We start from the raw sequence: 16,687 nt of genomic DNA, 5'->3' as shown, positions 1-16,687 counted from the left end.
CGATCCGCAAGGGATCGGGGGCCGTTCGTGGAGCGATTCGCGCCTTAGCTGTAGTTGCCGGGCGTGAAGTCGTCGTTCGAGAAGGCGTCGAAGTCGACGAAGCTCAGGTCGCCCTCGGTGAACGCGGCGTCGTCGGTGAAGATGCGGTTGGGGTACCGCTCCGCCTTCGCCTCGTCGGTCGCCTCGACCGCGACGTTCCGGTACTTGTTCAGACCGGTGCCCGCGGGGATCAGCTTTCCGATGATCACGTTCTCCTTGAGGCCGACCAGCGGGTCGGACTTGCCCTCCATGGCGGCCTGCGTGAGCACGCGGGTCGTCTCCTGGAAGGACGCGGCCGACAGCCACGACTCGGTCGCCAGCGACGCCTTGGTGATACCCATGACCTCCTGACGGGCCGAGGCGGTCTTCTTGCCCTCGGTGATCGTGGCGCGGTTGATCTCCTGGTACTTCGACCGGTCGACCAGCTCACCCGGAAGCAGGTCGGTGTCGCCGTGGTCGACGACGGTGACCTTGCGCAGCATCTGGCGCACGATGACCTCGATGTGCTTGTCGTGGATCGGCACGCCCTGCGAACGGTAGACGTCCTGCACGCCGTCGACGAGGTGCTTCTGCACCTCGCGCACGCCCTTGACCCGGAGGACCTCCTTCGGGTCGACGGCGCCGACGATCAGCTGCTGGCCGAGCTCGACGTGCTGTCCGTCTTCGACCAGGAGGGTCGAACGCTTGAGCACGTTGTACGCGATCGGCTCGTCGCCGTTGTCGGGCGTGAGGATGACCTTGCGCTGACGCTCGGTCTCGTCGATCGTGATGCGACCGGCGGCCTCGACGATGGGCGACGCACCCTTCGGGGTACGGGCCTCGAAGAGCTCCTGCACGCGCGGAAGACCCTGCGTGATGTCGTCGGCCGAGGCCGAACCACCGGTGTGGAAGGTACGCATGGTGAGCTGCGTGCCGGGCTCGCCGATCGACTGCGCCGCGATGATGCCGACGGCCTCGCCGATGTCGACGAGCTTGCCGGTCGCGAGCGAACGGCCGTAGCACTTCGCGCAGACGCCGACGGCCGACTCGCAGGTGAGCACCGAGCGGACCTTGATCGACTCGACGCCGGCCGCGACCAGCTTGTCGATGAGCACGTCGCCCACGTCTTCACCGGCCTCGGCGACGACCTCGCCCTTGGCGTTCACGGCGTCGGCCGCGAGCGAACGGGCGAACACCGAGTTCTCGACGTTCGGGTCGCGGACGAGCTCGCCCGCGGCGTCGACCGTCGCGATCGGGAGCTCGAGGCCCTTGCCGGTGCCGCAGTCCTCCTCGCGGATGATGACATCCTGCGAGACGTCGACGAGACGACGCGTGAGGTAGCCCGAGTCGGCGGTACGGAGGGCCGTGTCGGCCAGACCCTTGCGGGCACCGTGCGTCGCGATGAAGTACTCCGCCACCGACAGACCCTCGCGGTACGAGGAGATGATCGGACGGGGGATGATCTCACCCTTCGGGTTGTTCACGAGACCGCGCATACCGGCGATGTTGCGAACCTGGAGCCAGTTACCACGGGCGCCCGACGTGACCATGCGGTTGATGGTGTTGTCGGTCGGGAAGTTCTCCTGCATGGCCTTGGCGACCTCGTCGGTGGCCTTGGTCCAGATCTGGATGAGCTCCTGACGACGCTCGAGGTCGGTCGTGAGACCCTTCTCGAACTGCGACTGCACCTTCGTGGCGAGCTTCTCGTACTTCGCGACGATCTCGCCCTTGGTCGGGGGCGTGATGATGTCGGAGAGCGCGACGGTGACGCCCGAACGGGTCGCCCAGCGGAAGCCGGCGTCCTTGATGCGGTCGAGGGTCGCGGCGACCTCGGTCTTCGGGTAGCGCTCGGCGAGGTCGTTGACGATCGCCGAGATCTGGCCCTTGCCGGCCTGCTCGTTGAAGAACGGGTAGTCGACCGGCAGCGCCTCGTTGAAGAGGGCGCGGCCGAGCGTGGTCTCCATGAGGAACGGCTTGCCCTCGACGAAGTTCTCGGGAGCCTCGCCCTCGGCGAAGTGCACGCCGTCGAGACGGATGCGCACCTTCGCGTTGAGGTCGAGCGAGATGTCGCCCGGCTTGTTCTGGTCGAACGCGAGGATGGCCTCGGAGATCGACGCGAACGCGCGGCCTTCACCTGCGGCGCCCGGCTTCTCGGTCGTGAGGTGGTGCAGACCGATGATCATGTCCTGCGAGGGCAGGGTCACCGGACGACCGTCGGACGGCTTCAGGATGTTGTTCGACGCGAGCATCAGGATGCGCGCCTCGGCCTGGGCCTCGACCGACAGCGGCAGGTGCACGGCCATCTGGTCGCCGTCGAAGTCGGCGTTGAACGCCGCACACACGAGCGGGTGGAGCTGGATGGCCTTGCCCTCGACGAGCTGCGGCTCGAACGCCTGGATGCCGAGGCGGTGCAGGGTGGGTGCACGGTTCAGCAGCACGGGGCGCTCGCGGATGATCTCCTCGAGCACGTCCCACACGTGCGGGTTCGAGCGCTCGACCATGCGCTTGGCGGCCTTGATGTTCTGAGCGTGGCTCAGGTCGATCAGGCGCTTGATCACGAACGGCTTGAAGAGCTCGAGCGCCATCTGCTTGGGCAGACCGCACTGGTGCAGCTTCAGCTGCGGGCCGACCACGATGACCGAACGGCCCGAGTAGTCGACTCGCTTGCCGAGCAGGTTCTGGCGGAAGCGACCCTGCTTGCCCTTGAGCATGTCGCTCAGGGACTTGAGGGCGCGGTTGCCGGTACCCGTGACCGGGCGACCACGGCGGCCGTTGTCGAACAGCGCGTCGACGGCCTCCTGCAGCATCCGCTTCTCGTTGTTGACGATGATCTCGGGGGCACCGAGGTCGAGCAGACGACGAAGGCGGTTGTTGCGGTTGATCACACGACGGTAGAGGTCGTTGAGGTCGGAGGTCGCGAAGCGGCCGCCGTCGAGCTGCACCATCGGGCGGAGCTCCGGCGGGATCACCGGGACCACGTCGAGCACCATCGCGGCGGGCGAGTTGCCCGTCGCGAGGAACGAGCTCACGACGCGCAGGCGCTTGATGGCGCGGATCTTCTTCTGACCCTTGCCCTCGGCGATCTGCAGGCGCAGGTCTTCGGCCTCGGCCGAGAGGTCGAACGCCTCGAGACGCTTCTTGATGGCCTCAGCGCCCATGAAGGCGGTGAAGTACATGCTGTAGCGGTCCTGGAGCTCGTGGAACACGGCGTCTTCGGGCTTGAGGTCGCCGACCTTGAGGGTGCGGAAGTCCTCCCACACGCGCTCGAGGTGCGCGACCTGCTCGTCGGCGGACTTGCGAACGCCGGCCATCTCCTTGTCGGCGGCGGCCTCGGCGCGCTTGCGCACGTCGGACTTGGCGCCGTCGGCCTCGAGGGCAGCGAGCTCCTCCTCCTTGCGCGCCATGAGCGTCGCGATGCGGGCATCGCGCTGGTCGCCGATGGTCTTGATCTCGAGGCGGATCTCGTTCTCGAGGCCGGGCATGTCGGCGTGACGACCCTCGTCGTCGACGTCGATGACCATGTAGGCCGCGAAGTAGATGACCTTCTCGAGGTCCTTCGGCGCCATGTCGAGCAGGTAGCCGAGGCGCGAGGGGACGCCCTTGAAGTACCAGATGTGGGTCACGGGAGCGGCGAGCTCGATGTGGCCCATGCGCTCACGACGGACGGAGGACTTGGTGACCTCCACGCCGCAGCGCTCGCACACGATGCCCTTGAAGCGCACGCGCTTGTACTTGCCGCACGCGCACTCCCAGTCGCGGCTCGGTCCGAAGATCTGCTCACCGAACAGACCGTCCTTCTCGGGCTTCAGGGTGCGGTAGTTGATGGTCTCGGGCTTCTTGACCTCACCGTAGGACCACTTGCGGATGTCGTCTGCGGTCGCGAGGCCAATGCGAAGCTCGTCAAATGTGGTTGCGTCGAGCAATTTCTCTCCTTGGAAAGTCTCTGTAGTCGTCTACTGGCCAGGCTTAGATCTCGTCGATGTTCGACGACTCGAAGCGCGCAGAGATGTTGATGCCGAGCTCTTCCGCTGCGCGGAAGGCCTCGTCGTCGGTGTCGCGGAGCGAGACCGCGGTGCCGTCGGCCGAGAGGACCTCGACGTTCAGGCAGAGCGACTGCATCTCCTTCATGAGCACCTTGAAGGACTCGGGGATGCCGGGCTCCTGGATGTTCTCGCCCTTGACGATCGCCTCGTACACCTTGACGCGGCCGAGGATGTCGTCGGACTTGATCGTGAGGAGCTCCTGGAGCGCGTACGCGGCGCCGTAGGCCTCGAGGGCCCACACCTCCATCTCACCGAATCGCTGACCGCCGAACTGCGCCTTACCACCGAGCGGCTGCTGGGTGATCATCGAGTACGGGCCCGTCGAGCGCGCGTGGATCTTGTCGTCGACGAGGTGGTGCAGCTTCAGGATGTACATGTAGCCGACCGAGACCGGGTACGGGAAGGGCTCGCCCGAGCGGCCGTCGAACAGCTGGGTCTTGCCCGAGCTGTCGATGAGGCGCTCGCCGTCGCGGTTGGGGAGCGTCGAGTCGAGCAGACCCGCGATCTCCTCCTCGAGGGCGCCGTCGAACACCGGGGTCGCGACCTTGGTGCCGGGCGCGGCCTCGTGTGCTTCCTTCGGGAGCTTCTTGGCCCAGGCCGGGTTGCCCTCGACCTTCCAGCCCTGCTTGGCGACCCATCCGAGGTGGGTCTCGAGCACCTGGCCGAAGTTCATTCGACCCGGGATGCCGAGCGGGTTGAGGATGACGTCGACGGGGGTGCCGTCGGCGAGGAACGGCATGTCCTCGACCGGCAGGATCTTCGAGATGACGCCCTTGTTGCCGTGGCGGCCGGCGAGCTTGTCGCCCTCGGTGATCTTGCGCTTCTGGGCGATGTAGACGACCACGCGCTGGTTGACGCCCGAGCCGAGCTCGTCGTCGTTCTCGGCGGAGAACTCCTTGACGGCGATGATCGTGCCCTGCTCGCCGTGGGGCACCTTCAGGGACGTGTCGCGGACCTCGCGGCTCTTCTCGTTGAAGATCGCGCGGAGCAGGCGCTCCTCGGCCGAGAGCTCGGTCTCGCCCTTCGGCGTGACCTTGCCGACGAGGATGTCGCCGGGGCGGACCTCGGCGCCGATGCGGATGATGCCGCGCTCGTCGAGGTCGGAGAGCAGGTCGGGGCTGACGTTGGGGAGGTCACGGGTGATCTCCTCCTTGCCGAGCTTCGTGTCGCGGGCGTCGACCTCGTACTCCTCGATGTGGATCGAGGAGAGCACGTCGTCCTTGACCAGGTTCTGGCTGAGGATGATCGCGTCTTCGAAGTTGTGGCCCTCCCACGGCATGAACGCCACGAGGAGGTTCTTGCCGAGCGCGAGCTCGCCGTTGTCGGTCGCGGGACCGTCGGCGATGACCTCGCCGGCCTCGATGCGCTCGCCCGCGGTCACGATGACGCGGTTGTTGTACGACGTGCCCTGGTTGGAGCGGTCGAACTTGCGCAGCCAGTAGGTCTGCGTGCCGCCCTCGTCGAGCTGCACGGTGACCGAGTCGGCCGAGACCTCGGTGACGACACCGGGCTTGTCGGCGGTGACCACGTCGCCGGCGTCGATGGCCGCGTAGCCCTCCATGCCGGTGCCGACGAACGGCGAGTCGCTGCGGAGCAGCGGCACGGCCTGGCGCTGCATGTTCGCGCCCATGAGGGCGCGGTTCGCGTCGTCGTGCTCGAGGAAGGGGATGAGGGAGGTACCGACCGACACCATCTGGCGGGGCGAGACGTCCATGTAGCCGATCTCGTCGGCGGGGACCATGTCGACCTCGCCGCCGGCCTCACGTGCGAGCACGCGCTCCTCGGAGAAGTGGCCGTCGGACTTGAGCGGTGCGTTCGCCTGTGCGACGACGACGCCGTTCTCCTCCATGGCGGTCAGGTACTCGATCTCGTCGGTGACCTTGCCGCCGACGACCTTGCGGTACGGCGTCTCGATGAAGCCGAACGAGTTGATGCGCGCGAACGACGCGAGCGAGCCGATGAGGCCGATGTTCGGGCCTTCAGGGGTCTCGATCGGGCACATGCGGCCGTAGTGCGAGGGGTGGACGTCTCGCACCTCGACGCCGGCGCGGTCGCGCGAGAGACCGCCGGGGCCGAGCGCCGAGAGGCGACGCTTGTGGGTCAGGCCCGCGAGCGGGTTGTTCTGGTCCATGAACTGCGACAGCTGCGACGTGCCGAAGAACTCCTTGATCGCGGCGACGACGGGTCGCACGTTGATCAGGGTCTGCGGCGTGATCGCCTCGATGTCCTGCGTGGTCATGCGCTCGCGGACGACGCGCTCCATGCGCGACAGACCGGTGCGGACCTGGTTCTGGATCAGCTCGCCGACCGCGCGGATGCGACGGTTGCCGAAGTTGTCGATGTCGTCGACGTCGAGGCGCAGCTCGATGGCCTGGCCGTTGCGACGGCCGGGCAGCGTGGTGCGCTCGTCGTGCAGGGCGACGAGGTACTTGATCGTCGCGACGATGTCCTCGACCGTCAGCACCGAGTCGGTGAGGGGAGCCTCGAGGCCGAGCTTGGTGTTGATCTTGTAGCGGCCGACCTTCGCGAGGTCGTAGCGCTTCGGGTTGAAGTAGAAGTTGTCGAGGAGCGCACGCGCGGCCTCGGCGGCGACCTGCTCGCCCGGACGGAGCTTGCGGTAGATGTCCTTGAGCGCCTCTTCCTTCGTGAGGATGTTGTCCTTCTCGAGGGTGAGGGCGATGGACTCGTAGCCGGCGAACTGCTCGAGGATCTCTTCGCTCGTGAGGCCGAGGGCCTTCAGGAAGACGGTGACCGACTGCTTGCGCTTGCGGTCGATGCGCACGCCGACCTGGTCGCGCTTGTCGATCTCGAACTCGAGCCATGCACCGCGGCTCGGGATGACGCGGGCCGAGTAGATGTCCTTGTCGGAGGTCTTCTCGGGGGTGCGCTCGAAGTACACGCCGGGCGAACGGACGAGCTGCGAGACGACGACGCGCTCGGTGCCGTTGATGACGAACGTGCCGCGCTGGGTCATGAGCGGGAAGTCGCCCATGAAGACCGTCTGCGTCTTGATCTCGCCGGTGAGGTGGTTCATGAACTCGGCGTTCACGTACAGCGGTGCGGAGTAGGTCTTGCCCTTCTCCTTGCACTCGTCGATCGTGTACTTCGGCGGCTCGAGCTCGGGGTTCGTGAACGAGAGCTGCATGGTCTCGCCGAGGTCCTCGATCGGGGAGATCTCCTCGAAGATCTCCTCGAGGCCGGTGGCCTCGGGCAGGTCCTTGCGGCCGGCCTCGACGGCCTCCTCGACGCGTGCCTTCCACGCGTCGTTGCCGACGAGCCAGTCGAACGACTCGGTCTGCAGGGCGAGCAGGTCGGGTACGGTGAGGGTGTCGGTGACCTTGGCGAACGAGAGACGGCTTGCACCGCGTCCGTTCTTGGGAGTGGGCGTGGTCGCGTTGCGCGCAGCAGCCAAGTGAATAACCTCCATCGGCCCCGTCGGGCCGGTTCACTGTCGGTAGCGGTGAGAGTTGCCCCGAGACGCGTGCCGATGCGCGGGAATGAACCCGGCATGCGAAGCCGACCGCAATATGAAGGCATAGTGGGTCTGGGAGCGCAAAGGTTAACCATATACTTTGCGACTCGCCATGTCCAGCCGATTCTTGATTTGTTCCTCGGTCTCAGGTATAACCCAGCTTGCGGATGCCGCGGCGCACGCCGTGCGCATCCGGAACCCGCTGATCAGGCCCCTGTTCGATGCGCTCCGCGCGGCGTCGGCGGTCGTCGCGAGCTCGCTCGACGCGGGCCGATCCGCTCGCGCGTCGGATGCCCGATGCGGCCCCGTCTCGGCCCTATGCTGACCCCATCGACGAGGAGGTCAGCGTGAACCCGAACGCCCCCGGCCCGCAGGAGCCGAACACCGCACCGACCGACGCGCCCGGCGCGGCGCCGGCCGCCGAGTCGGCCGTCGGCGCGTCGGCGGGCGCACCGACACCGGCGCCGTCGGCCGCCGCGCGGGCGCTGCGGGGCTACCGCCGGACGGCGATCGTCGTGCTCGTCGCGTCGCTGTCAATCACGGCGGTCGTCGGCATCGTGACGCTCCTGAGCGGCGAGTTCGGCGAGGTCCAGGGCCGCGTGCTCGGCACGACCCTGCTCATCGCCGGTGCGAGCATCCTCGCGCTCTGCCACCTGAGCGTGGTGGCACGGCCCGTGCGCGCGGTCGGGTTCGTCGGCCTCGCGGCGAGCGCGGTCGTGCTCGTCATCGGCCTCGTGCTCATCTGGACGCCGTGGTACGACAACGGCGGCGGATGGCCGGCCGACCTCTGGCGGTGGTTCGGCATCACCTCGATCATCGCGGTGAGCCTCGCCCACGCCAACCTGCTGCTGCAGCTCTCGGGCCGGCGCCGCAGGGCCGTGCGCATCGCGCTCGCGGTCACGCTCGCGGCCATCGCGATCGTCGCAGTGATGCTCGTGCTCCCCCTGCTGACCGATTGGGAGGTCCCCGGCGACGACGGGGAGACGTACTGGCGGTGGTTCGGCGTGGTGGCGATCGTCGACGCGCTCGGCACGATCGTGCTCCCGGTCGTCGCGGTGCTCGTGCGGGAGCACCCTGCGCATGTGACGGCAACCGACGCGACGCCCGACGGTGCCCCGGCCGCCGCCGAGGCGGCGCCAGCCGGCGAATCGGGGCCGACCCAGGCATCCGACCCCGACGCCCTCGAGCGGCGCATCGCCGACCTGGCCGAGCGCACCGGACTCGATCGCGCCGCTCTGCTCGAGGCCGCCCTCGACGCGTTCGAGCACGGCCGCGGGGCCGGGCGCGGCTGAACCCGCCGCCCCACCGACATGCCGCCCGACCGCGCTCGCGTGGGACGATGCCTGCATGGCTCGCATCGAGTTCGAGGCCGACGTCTTCAGCCCGCACGGCCTGACGCTGCTGGTCGACGGTTCGGCGCAGTCGCACGTCGACCTCTCCGACCCCACCCGGCTCTTCTTCGAGTACCTGAGGCGCATCGGCCACGTCGTCGACGCCGTCGCCATGCCCGGTGCGCCGATCGCCGTGCTGCACCTCGGCGGCGGGGCGCTGACGCTCCCCCGGTACGTGCACGCGACCCGGCCGGGCTCGATGCAGGTGGTCGTCGACCACGACGCCGAGCTCATCGGCGTCGTGCGCGCCAGGGCGCCGTGGCCCGACTCCGGCATCGAGGTGCGCATCGACGACGCCGCGGAGGCCGTCGGCCGGTCGGCCGGCCGCGGCGAGCGCTACGACCTCGTCGTCGTCGACGTGTACACGCGCCTCGACGCCCCCGCGTTCGTCGACGACCCCGCCTTCCTCGCGTCGTGCCTCGGCCTGCTGCGCGAGGGCGGGGTCGTCGCGGTCAACATCGCGGATGCCGCGGGGCTCGCGCGCCTGCGCACGTCGGCGAGGTCGTTCGCGCGGGCCGATCCGGGCGCCGAGCTCGTCGTGGCGGGCGACGCGCACGTCGTCGACGGCTCAGAGGAGGGCAACACGGTGCTCGTCGCGGCATCCGGCACGATGCCCGCTGCGGTGGCCGCGCGACTCGAGGCCGGCGGGCCGTTCCCCGCGACGGTGCTGGCGGGTGCGAAGCTCGACTTCGCGCTGTGGGGCGCCTGCTGACGGGGCGCACGCCCGAGCGCGCCTGAGGATGCCTCGGGCGCGTGAGGATGCTCCGAACCGTCCTCCGCGGAGCTGAGCGTCCTCCCGCGGGCCGGAGGCGAGCGGCCCGAAGGCGAGCGGGCCGGGGTAGCGTGGCCGTGTGCCAGAAGACTCCTCGCCCGAACGCCGTCTCTCGGTGAGCGGGCATCTCGCCCGGCTCGAGGAGTCGCGCCAGGTGCCCGGCTCGTGGACCCTCGTCGTCGACGGCACGCCGCAGTCCCACGTGGAGCTCGAACGGCCCGACTGGCTCGGGTTCGAGTACGTGCGGCGCATCGGGCACGCGATCGACCTCGTGCGCCCCGAGGGCGAGGCCATCACCGCCCTGCACCTCGGCGGCGGCGCGCTCACCCTCCCCCGGTACGTCGCGGCGACCCGGCCGGGCTCGCGCCAGCAGGTCGTCGAGCTCGAGTCCGACCTCGTCGAGCTCGTGCGCGAGCACCTGCCGCTGCCGCGCGGCGCGCAGGTGCGCGTGCGTCACGGCGACGCGCGCGAGGTGCTCGCGAAGCTGCCTCCGGGCCTCGACGGCGCGGTCGACGTCGCCGTGGTCGACATCTTCTCGGGTGCGCGCACGCCCGCGCACGTGACGAGCGTCGAGTTCTACGAACTGCTCGAGCGTCGACTCGCGCCGCACGGCATCGCGACCGCGAACGTCGCCGACGGCGCCGGGCTGGCATTCGCGAGGTCGCAGGCGGCGACCCTCTCGCAGGTCTTCGAGCACGTCGCGATCGCAGCCGATGCGTCGATGCTGAAGGGCCGACGGTTCGGCAACGTCGTCATGTACGCCTCGCACGCCGAGCTGCCGTTCGCCGGCATGCCCCGGCGCCTCGCGAGCGATCCGGCGCCCGCACGCCTCGTCGAGGGCGACGAGCTGCGGCACTTCATCGCCGGTGCTCCGGCGGTGACGGATGCGACCGCGGTGCCCTCGCCGCCGCCCGCGCGCTCGGTGTTCCTGAAGCGCTGACCGCCGTCACGGGCATCCGCCCGCCCGACGCACGTGCACCGGGCGGACGGACCGGCCTCAGCGCACGTGCGCCGGGCGGACGGACCGGCCTCAGCGCACGCTCGCCGGGCGACTGGGCGCCGACTCGTTCCAGACCCGGTCGAGCGCGGTGACGACGTAGGTGTAGCGGGTGCCGGCGACGGCCGAGGTGTCGACCCACTCCTGACGCACCGCGTCGGCCGCGCGCACGGTCGCGACGAGGTTCGCCGCGGCATCCGTGTCGACCGTCGCCGCCCGGCCCTCGACGCGGTAGATCGCGAACGACGTCGCGCGCCGGTTCGGTCGGATCGCGTCGAGCCAGACGAGGTGCGCGCCGTCGCCCGACCGGTGGGCCAGCGCGAGCACGGGCGCGTTCACGGGTGTCGCGGGCAGCCACGGCATGGCCGGTACGATCGCGGGTGCCGTGTAGTGGCGGTCGCGCACGATCGACATCGACCCCTGGGGGTCGGCCGGCACGTGCTTGGCCGAGAAGTAGACGTTGCCGTGCACGGGCGCGCGCTCGGCATCGACCTGCCGGTCGAAGTCGAGGTGGTTCGAGAGCTCGGCCGGGTCGGTGAACACCCCCGAGGTCACCTTGTAGAGGGCCTCGCCGATGTAGAGGTGCGTGCCGGAGGCCTCTGCCACGTCGGCCCACCACGGGACGAGCGCCGCGTAGTCGGCGACCGCGAGTCCGAACTGCCAGTAGATCTGGGGGTTGATGTAGTCGAGCCATCCCTCGAGCACCCATCTGCGGGTGTCGGCGAACTGCATGTCGTACGACTGCGACCCGCCGGTGGCCGAGCCGTTCGGGTCGGTCGAGGCGTTGCGCCAGATGCCGAACGGGCTGATGCCGAACTTCACCCATGGCTTGGCCGCCTTGATGCGCTTCGAGATCGACTCGACGAAGGTGTCGACGTTGTGGCGGCGCCAGGCGGCGATGTCGTCGAACCCGGCGCCGTGCGCGACGAAGGTCGCGGCGTCGGGGATCGTCTGCCCGGCGACGGCGTAGGGGTAGAAGTAGTCGTCGAAGTGCACGCCGTCGAGGTCGTAGTGCTCGACCGAGTGCATGATCGCCTGCTGGATGTGCTCCTGCGTCTCGGGCAGGCCCGGGTCGAAGTAGAGCTTGCCGCCGTAGGGCCAGATCCAGTCGGGGTGCACGCGGGCGGGGTGCTCGGGCACGAGCTTCGACGGGTCGGCCTGCATCGACACCCGGTACGGGTTGTACCAGGCGTGCAGCTCGAGGTTGCGGCGGTGCGCCTCCTCGACGATGAACGCGAGCGGGTCGTACCCCGGGTCCTGGCCCTGCACGCCCGTGAGGTACTGCGACCAGGGCTCGAGCGGGCTCGGCCAGAACGCGTCGGCCGTGGGCCGCACCTGCACGAAGACGGCGTTGAGGCGGAACTGCTCGGCCACGTCGAGCCAGTGCAGGAACTCCGCGCGCTGCGCGTCGGCGGTGAGCCCGGCGGCCGAGGGCCAGTCGATGTTCACGACCGACGAGATCCACATGGCGCGCAGTTCCCGTTTTCTCGGACCCGCCTCGGCCGCGGTCCCCGACCCGGCCTCGGCGGCGTGGGCGGGCGAGGGCGCGAGGGTGCCGATCGTCACGGTGAAGGCGGAGGCCGCTGCGCCCGCCGCCGCGAGGGTGAGGAAGCCGCGTCGGCCGACGAGCGCCGGCTCGCGTTCGGCCGCCGGGTCCGTACCGACGGCACCGGGCGGCGGTGCGATCGCCCGGTCGTTCGGGGTCGTGTCGGCCTTCGCTGCGGCGTCGGTCGTGGGTTCGAGGTGCATCGTCGTCCTCCATCGGTCACGTTGCGGAAGATACTTCCAGCTTTTCTGACCGATGTGAAGAGTTGCTTCCAGACCTTACTTCCAGACGGATGCCGCGGGCCTCACGCGTGCCGGAACCGGACCGCCTGCCCCGGCCTCAGCTGGGCGACCGCGTCGAGCGAGGCGGGCGCCACGATGGCGATCACGGGGTAGCCGCCGGTGACCGGGCGGTCGGCGAGCAGGATCGTGGGCAGGCCGTCGCCCGCGACCTGCATCGATCCCGGCACGGTCGCCTCGCTCGGCAGCTCGCCGGGCACGAGGCGTTCGAGCGGCTCGCCGAGCAGGCGGGCGCCGATGCGGTCGGCCTGCTCCGAGATGCGCCAGGCCCCGTCGAACAGGGCGGCGTGCGCGGCATCCGTGAACCAGTCGGTGCGCGGGCCGGGCAGCAGGCCGAGCACGACCGTGCCGTCGGTCGGAGGGAACGCGGCCTCGTGATCGAGGAGGGGCACGGATGCCGCGGGCTCAGCGCCGATGGGCAGCACGTCGCCGGCCCGAACGGGAGCGGGCCCGAGCCCCGCGAGCGTGTCCCGCGACCTCGACCCGAGCACGGCGTCGACGTCGAGGCCCCCGCGCACGGCGAGCACGTACCGGACGCCGCGCGTCGCGACGCCGAGCTCGAGCACCGACCCCGGCAGCGCCCGAGCTGCCGTGTACGGAGCGATGCGACGGCCGTCGAGCCGCAGGTCGCCCCAGGCGCCCGCGACCGCGAACCACGTCTCGGCGTCGAACCGCGCGCGCAGGCCGCCCATGACGACCTCGAGCCCCGCCGCCGAAGCGGGGTTGCCGACGAGCCGGTTCGCGAGGGCGAGCGCGCCGCGGTCGAGGGCGCCCGACGACGAGACGCCGAGGTGCGCGAACCCCGGGCGGCCGAGGTCCTCGACGAGCGCGAGGGCGCCCGGCTGCTCGACGGTGAGCGCGGATGCGGCCATCAGACGGGCTCGAACCTGACCCGGCGGCCGGGCGCGAGGGCGGCCGGGTCGTCTGACGCCGGGTTCCACAGCGTCGCGTCGGTGCGTCCGAGCAGCCGCCACCCGCCCGGGCTCTGGCGCGGGTAGACGCCGCCGAACGCGCCGGCGACGGCCACCGCCCCCGCGGGCACGCGCGGCCGCGGCGCCTCGAGCCGCGGCACCTCGAACGGCCACTCGTCGCTCACCAGGTATCCGAACCCCGGCGCGAAGCCGCCGAACGCGACCCTCCAGCCGATGCCGGAGTGCCGCGCGACGAGCGCCTCGGCCGAGACGCCGAGAAGCGCCGCGGTCGCCGCGAGGTCGTCGCCGTCGTAGACGACGGGGATGCGCACGACGTCGGCGTGCGCGCCGGCGAGCCGGGAACCGGCCTCGGCCGGGATTCGGCGCACCCAGGTCGCGGCGGACTCGAGGGGCATGCGCTCGGGGTCGACCGCGACGAGCAGGGTGCGGGCGGCGGGCACGAGCTCGACCACCCCTGCGGGCCTGGCCTCGTCGAGCGCGTCGTGCAGGGCGAGCACCTCGTCGAGGGAGTCGCACTCGACGAGCAGCGCGGCCTCGCCGCTCGGCAGCAGTCGCCGGGTCATGCGAACGCCTCGATCGTCGCACCGGCGCGCTCCAGCGCCGCACGCACCGCGCGCGCGATGGCCACGGAACCTGGGGTGTCGCCGTGCAGGCACAGCGAGTCGGGAGCGAGCTCGACGCGGCTGCCGTCGTCGGCGCGGATGCCGCCGGTCTCGACGAGCTCGAGCGCGCGATCCGCGGCCGCGGCGGGGTCGTCGATCACGGCGCCCGGCTCGCCGCGCGGCACGAGCGAGCCGTCGGCCGCGTACCCGCGGTCGACGAAGGCCTCGCGCGCGAACCGCAGCCCCGCGGCATCCGTCGCCCGTTCGATCTCGCTCGTCGGCGGGCCGAGCACCGGAAGGGTCGGGTCGTACGCGGCGACGGCCTCGACGTAGGCGCGGGCGGCCGCGGCGTCGGAGGCGAGCCGGTGGTAGAGCGCGCCGTGCGCCTTCACGTACCGCACCCGGGTGCCCGCCGCCCTCGCGACGCCGTCGAGCGCCCCGAGCTGCACGAGCAGCTCGGCCGCGATCTCGGCCGGGCTCGTGTCGAGCGCCCGGCGCCCGAACCCCGCGAGGTCGCGATACCCCGGATGCGCCCCGAGCGCCACGCCCTCCCGGGCGGCCGACGCAGCGCTCCGAGCCATCGTGAGCGCATCGCCCGCGTGGAACCCGCAGGCGACGTTCGCACTCGTCACGACGCGGAACATCGCCTCGTCGTCGCCGACGCGCCACGCCCCGAAGCTCTCGCCGAGGTCGCTGTTCAGGTCGATCGTCGGCTGCATGCGTTCCATTCTGCCGGTTCCCTTCCCGCGGGGCGCGGCCCAGACTGGAGGGGTGCGTTCCGGGTGGAGGGGTCGCGCGGTCGGCGCCACGGCGAAGGCGACCGCCACCCTGACCGCGCTCGCGGCGGCGCTCGCCCTCGCCTCGTGCACGGCGCCGGCGACACGCACGGCCCCGCCGTCGAGCCCGCCCGGCTCGCCCGCGCCGTCGACGTCGAGCCCCGCCGCACCATCGCCGACGCCGACGCCGACGCCGTCGGCGGCTCCGGTCGTCATGGTGCCGACCGGCGTCGTCGAGACGATGGCCGAGGGGCTCCAGGCGCCGTGGTCGATCCTGCGACTGCCCGGCGGCGGCACCCTCGTGAGCGAACGCGACACCGCGCGCATCGTGGAGGTGAACGCCGACGGATCCCTCCGCGTCGTGGCGACCGTCGCCGACGTCGTGACCGGCGCCGAGGGCGGGCTGCTCGGCCTCGCGCACCTGCCGGCCGAACGCGGCGCCTCCGCGTTCGTGTACGCCTACTTCACCGCGGCCTCCGAGAACCGGATCGTGCGGATGCCGCTGGCGGGCGAACCCGGCTCCTACACCCTCGGCGCACCCCAGCCCGTGCTCACGGGCATCCCGCGCGGCGACGCGAACCACCAGGGCGGGCGCCTCGCGTTCGGACCCGACGGGCTGCTCTACGCGACGGTCGGCGACGGCGGACGTCGCGACCCCGCCCAGGACCCGGCCTCGCTCTCGGGGAAGATCCTGCGCATGACGCCCGAGGGGCAGCCCGCGCCCGGCAACCCGTTCGGCTCGCTCGTCTACTCGATGGGGCACCGCAACCCCCAGGGCCTCGCGTGGGACGCGACGGGCGCGATGTGGGCCGCCGAGTTCGGCCAGAACACATGGGACGAGCTGAACCGGATCACGCCCGGCGCGAACTACGGCTGGCCGATCGTCGAGGGGCAGGGCGGCGTCGAGGGGTACGTCGACCCAGTGCTGCAGTGGCCGACCTCCGAGGCGAGCCCCAGCGGGCTCGCGGTCGTCGGCGACACCCTGTTCCTCGCAGCCCTCCGCGGCGAGCGGCTCCTCGCCGCGGCCCCCGCGTCGAGCGGCGTGGCTCCGCCGACCGCATGGTTCGCGGGCGAGTTCGGCCGACTGCGCGACGTCGCGCCCGGACCCGACGGCGAGCTCTGGGTGCTCACGAACAACACCGACGGCCGCGGGTCGCCCGTGGCGGGCGACGACCGGCTGCTGCGCGTGCGGCTCGCGCCGGCCGGCTGACGCCCGCGGTCCGAACCTGCCGCGCATGCGGCATCCGGGACTATTCTCAGAGCCATGGCGGATCTCGATCGGGTGCGACGGTGGGCCGAGGCCCTCATCGTGCTGCACCTCGACGAGCAGGTCTGGAGCTTCGCCTTCGACAACGCCAAGAAGCGGGCCGGGCTCTGCAACTACACCTCGAAGCGCATCTCGGTGTCGCGCTACCTCGCCGCCAAGTACGACGACGACGAGATCCACCAGATCCTGCTGCACGAGGTCGCGCACGCCATGGCCGGCCCCCGCGCCGGACACGGCCCGAAGTGGCGCCGCACTGCGGCCGAGATCGGCTACGTCGGCCGACGGACCCACGACGGCGAGGTCGCCCACGAGCTCGCGCCGTGGGTCGGGCGCTGCCCGGCCGGCCACGAGCACTTCCGCTACCGCCGGCCCACCCGGCCGCTCAGCTGCGGCGTCTGCCACCGCGGATTCGACCGCGCGAACCTCATCGTGTGGCACCGCAGGGAGATCACCGCCGCCGTGCGCCGACGGGCCGCGAGCGCCGCCGCGGACTGAACGCCGGCCGGGCGCGGGCCGCGCGTCGACCGTGCGCACGTCGGACGCCGGCCGTGCGCACGCTGCGCGCGGGCTGG

Annotated in this window: 11 protein-coding genes; 5 read left to right on the top strand and 6 right to left on the bottom strand. The window is 71.0% G+C overall.

What is annotated here, in order from left to right; all coding sequences use genetic code 11:
* Window positions 1–44: 44 nt before the first annotated feature.
* Window positions 45–3,941 (bottom strand): DNA-directed RNA polymerase subunit beta', encoded by a 3,897-nt coding sequence (locus ACFVS8_RS04750; protein WP_387058286.1) that lies wholly within the window; start codon window positions 3,939–3,941, stop codon window positions 45–47.
* Between the two features lie 43 nt (window positions 3,942–3,984).
* Window positions 3,985–7,473 (bottom strand): DNA-directed RNA polymerase subunit beta, encoded by a 3,489-nt coding sequence (gene rpoB / locus ACFVS8_RS04745; protein ID WP_387058284.1) that lies wholly within the window; start codon window positions 7,471–7,473, stop codon window positions 3,985–3,987.
* A 407-nt stretch (window positions 7,474–7,880) separates the two neighbouring features.
* On the opposite strand from rpoB, the gene ACFVS8_RS04740 reads away from it, so the two are divergent.
* The 3 genes from ACFVS8_RS04740 (at window position 7,881) to ACFVS8_RS04730 (ending at window position 10,636) form a co-directional block, all read left to right on the top strand.
* The gene (locus tag ACFVS8_RS04740; protein ID WP_387058282.1) at window positions 7,881–8,825 is read left to right on the top strand and encodes a hypothetical protein; all 945 of its coding nucleotides are present in this window, start codon (window positions 7,881–7,883) and stop codon (window positions 8,823–8,825) included.
* Window positions 8,826–8,880: 55 nt separating this feature from the next.
* Window positions 8,881–9,636, top strand: coding sequence for a spermidine synthase (locus ACFVS8_RS04735; RefSeq protein ID WP_387058280.1), 756 nt, complete (start codon window positions 8,881–8,883; stop codon window positions 9,634–9,636).
* A 139-nt stretch (window positions 9,637–9,775) separates the two neighbouring features.
* Window positions 9,776–10,636, top strand: a complete 861-nt coding sequence (locus ACFVS8_RS04730; RefSeq protein ID WP_387058277.1) for a spermidine synthase — start codon at window positions 9,776–9,778, stop codon at window positions 10,634–10,636.
* A 90-nt stretch (window positions 10,637–10,726) separates the two neighbouring features.
* Here ACFVS8_RS04730 and ACFVS8_RS04725 read toward each other — a convergent pair whose 3' ends face one another.
* From ACFVS8_RS04725 to ACFVS8_RS04710, 4 genes are all read right to left on the bottom strand, one after another.
* The gene (locus tag ACFVS8_RS04725; RefSeq protein ID WP_387058274.1) at window positions 10,727–12,442 is read right to left on the bottom strand and encodes a glycoside hydrolase family 10 protein; all 1,716 of its coding nucleotides are present in this window, start codon (window positions 12,440–12,442) and stop codon (window positions 10,727–10,729) included.
* 101 nt (window positions 12,443–12,543) lie between these two features.
* Window positions 12,544–13,410, bottom strand: coding sequence for a biotin-dependent carboxyltransferase family protein (locus ACFVS8_RS04720; RefSeq protein ID WP_387058272.1), 867 nt, complete (start codon window positions 13,408–13,410; stop codon window positions 12,544–12,546).
* The gene (locus ACFVS8_RS04715; RefSeq protein WP_387058269.1) at window positions 13,410–14,033 is read right to left on the bottom strand and encodes an allophanate hydrolase subunit 1; all 624 of its coding nucleotides are present in this window, start codon (window positions 14,031–14,033) and stop codon (window positions 13,410–13,412) included. Before ACFVS8_RS04715 ends, ACFVS8_RS04720 begins: the two co-directional genes overlap by 1 nt.
* A complete protein-coding gene (locus tag ACFVS8_RS04710; RefSeq protein ID WP_387058267.1) occupies window positions 14,030–14,791 on the bottom strand; it encodes a LamB/YcsF family protein in 762 nt (253 codons plus the stop codon). The genes ACFVS8_RS04715 and ACFVS8_RS04710 overlap by 4 nt, the downstream gene beginning before the upstream one ends.
* Window positions 14,792–14,843: 52 nt before the next feature.
* On the opposite strand from ACFVS8_RS04710, the gene ACFVS8_RS04705 reads away from it, so the two are divergent.
* Together ACFVS8_RS04705 and ACFVS8_RS04700 are read left to right on the top strand one after the other, a co-directional pair.
* Window positions 14,844–16,058 (top strand): PQQ-dependent sugar dehydrogenase, encoded by a 1,215-nt coding sequence (locus ACFVS8_RS04705; RefSeq protein ID WP_387058264.1) that lies wholly within the window; start codon window positions 14,844–14,846, stop codon window positions 16,056–16,058.
* 54 nt (window positions 16,059–16,112) lie between these two features.
* Complete coding sequence (locus tag ACFVS8_RS04700) at window positions 16,113–16,610, top strand: SprT-like domain-containing protein (RefSeq protein ID WP_387058261.1); 498 nt, start codon at window positions 16,113–16,115, stop codon at window positions 16,608–16,610.
* The last annotated feature ends 77 nt before the right edge of the window (window positions 16,611–16,687 follow it).

Source organism: Agromyces sp. NPDC058110 (genome assembly GCF_042884735.1).
Classification (GTDB): Bacteria; Actinomycetota; Actinomycetes; order Actinomycetales; family Microbacteriaceae; genus Agromyces.
This window is presented reverse-complemented; position numbering and strand designations above follow the sequence as displayed.

Excerpts from the sequence above, each read along its gene's own strand:
- ACFVS8_RS04735 (WP_387058280.1), top strand. The coding sequence starts at position 8,881 with ATGGCTCGCATCGAGTTCGAGGCCGACGTCTTCAGCCCGCACGGCCTG.
- ACFVS8_RS04725 (WP_387058274.1), bottom strand. The coding sequence starts at position 12,442 with ATGCACCTCGAACCCACGACCGACGCCGCAGCGAAGGCCGACACGACC.
- ACFVS8_RS04720 (WP_387058272.1), bottom strand. The coding sequence starts at position 13,410 with ATGGCCGCATCCGCGCTCACCGTCGAGCAGCCGGGCGCCCTCGCGCTC.
- ACFVS8_RS04715 (WP_387058269.1), bottom strand. The coding sequence starts at position 14,033 with ATGACCCGGCGACTGCTGCCGAGCGGCGAGGCCGCGCTGCTCGTCGAG.
- ACFVS8_RS04710 (WP_387058267.1), bottom strand. The coding sequence starts at position 14,791 with ATGCAGCCGACGATCGACCTGAACAGCGACCTCGGCGAGAGCTTCGGG.
- ACFVS8_RS04700 (WP_387058261.1), top strand. The coding sequence starts at position 16,113 with ATGGCGGATCTCGATCGGGTGCGACGGTGGGCCGAGGCCCTCATCGTG.